The sequence below is a fragment of the Bradyrhizobium sp. P5_C11_2 genome (genome assembly GCF_054049755.1).
The window spans coordinates 1-2,180 of sequence record NZ_JBFULT010000850.1 but is presented as its reverse complement, the minus strand read 5'-3'; the positions used below and the strand labels follow the sequence as shown (position 1 = coordinate 2,180).

Annotated in this window: 2 protein-coding genes; both read left to right on the top strand. The window is 61.3% G+C overall.

Annotated features, from left to right (window positions below):
- Nucleotides 1-268 precede the first annotated feature (268 nt).
- Nucleotides 269-1,471, top strand: coding sequence for an ATP-binding protein (locus ACXJL8_RS39410; RefSeq protein WP_456622783.1), 1,203 nt, complete (start codon nucleotides 269-271; stop codon nucleotides 1,469-1,471).
- Nucleotides 1,472-1,553: 82 nt separating this feature from the next.
- Nucleotides 1,554-2,180, top strand: a 627-nt coding sequence (locus tag ACXJL8_RS39405; RefSeq protein WP_456622782.1) for a response regulator, incomplete at its 3' end; no start/stop codon positions are given.

Genomic DNA, 2,180 nt, shown 5'->3' with positions numbered 1-2,180 from the left:
TTTTTAGTATCTCTTGCATCGCATTCGATCGTCGCACGAGAACGGCGCTCCCCCCGGGGCGGTGAATTGCGCATCTTCGGATTTCGCCTCACGAATTCGAGATTTAGTTCCCGCTGGTTTACTACCTGATGGTGTTATGCGCCCAACGGTGTATAGTTGGGTGCACCAAGGGCGTGTCCGCTCATCCGGTTCTGGTATGAAGGCCGGCGGGGCGGCAAAGCAGTTCACGATATTGGATTCAATGTTGGGAGTTGCTTGAGAAGAGTGAGTGCGTACCGTGAAGTTGCATAGCGCTCCAGCCAGCGAGTCGAATCGAGCCAGTGTCGGCGAATGGCTGCGGATTGGTCTGGAAGAAGCGAGCGACCGGCGGTACTGGATGTTCGCGACCGATCTTCTTTTTGCAGTCCGACCCTCGCACCGACGGCGATTTGTGTACGAAGGGATAAACCCGGCGTTCGAATCCTGTCTTGGCATCTCGTCGGACGAAATCCGGGAGATGGACGTGTCGGCCTGTTTGGGCCGGGAAGACGCCGTCCCCGTCTGCGATGCCCTTCATGCCTGTCTCGCCGAAGGATCGGAGGTCAGAATTCGCCATAGCCTCGCGTTCGGCGGCCCGCGACGTGCGATCGAGACGGTCGTTGTTCCGGTCCGCGATGCCGCCACCGGCAGCATGGTCCGCCTGATCGGAAGTCATCGCGTCCTGCGCGAAGGCCCGATCAATGACACCGTTCAGGAGATCGTCGACGCGCGCATCAATGTCCAACTCATGTCGATTCAGGAGGACATCCAGCAAAGGATAGCATCGGATCTCCACGATTCGACCTGCCAGCATTTGATCGCAGCCAGCCTGGGCCTCATGCGAATCCGAGCCGATCTGGGCGACCCCGTCGGTGTCGAGCGGCTTTGCGACGACATCGACGTATCGATCGATGAAGCGCTCAGGGAGATCCGGACCTTTGCCTATCTGTTGCATCCCCAGGACCTGACGATCCACGGACTGAAAGCCACGATCGAGCAATATGCCAAGGGGTTCGCGGCGCGTACCTCGCTCCAGGTCAGCACCAGGATCGCGTCAGATGTGGGTCGATTGCCTTACGAGAAGCAGCGCTCGCTGCTGCGGGTCGTTCAGGAAGCCCTGACGAACGTCTTCCGTCATGCCAAGGCGACGGAAGTGGAGATCGTCCTTGCGGTATCGGACGGCAATGTCCGGCTGACGATCAGCGACGATGGTCGCGGCATGCCGATCGATCCGTCGAGATCCGGCGGCTTGGCAATATCGGCCGGCGTTGGAATTCCCGCAATGCGGGCGCGGCTGCAGCAGATCGGAGGCACGCTCGAGATCCGGTCCGGTCCTGGCATGCGGCGCTCGGGCACCGTGTTGTCCGCGGTGTTTCCGCACGATTTCGTCAACAACCGGCGCAGCCGGCAGAAGGTCACCTCGGTTATCCAGGCTCACTCAGGCATTCCCTGAAAGCAAAACACTGACCGGCCGGTGCGGGAGGAATTGGCGTCTGTCCAGCCTCGCACCGTGCAAACGACCTGGAGGTTCTGCCATGAAGCGGTTTCTTATCGCTGACGATCATGAAGCGGTGCGGTCGGGGCTGAGAGCGGTGTTGCAACAACGGGTCGACTGGGAGGTCGTCGCCGAGGCGAATGACGGCAGCAAAGCGGTTGCCGCGGCCATCAAGAGCCGACCCGACGTTGCGATCGTCGATTTTTCCATGCCGCGGATGACGGGCGTGGAGGTCGCACGGCGGATCAAGGATTATCCGCTGCAGACGGAGGTGCTGATCTTCACGGTGCACAACTCCGGTCTGCTCGCCCAACAGGCGTTCCAGGCCGGCGCCCGCGCGTTCCTGGTGAAGTCGGATGCAAACAAGCTGCTATTGGCGGCCGTTGAATCGCTTCTGGTGCACAAGCCGTTCTGCACCAGAAGCTGCGTGAATGAGCTGGATGCCGGATCGGGCGCCGATGTGGACAAGCACCAGGGGCTCACGCCCCGGGAACAGCTCGTCATCAAGCTGGTTGCGGAGGGCAACAGCAACAAGGGCATCAGCGCCATCCTGAACCTCAGCGTCAAGACGACCGAGGCGCACCGGGCCGCCGCGATGCGCAAGCTGGACGTGAATTCAACCGCGGGGCTGGTCCGCTACGCGGTTCGGGCGGGGCTTGTCGAGGCG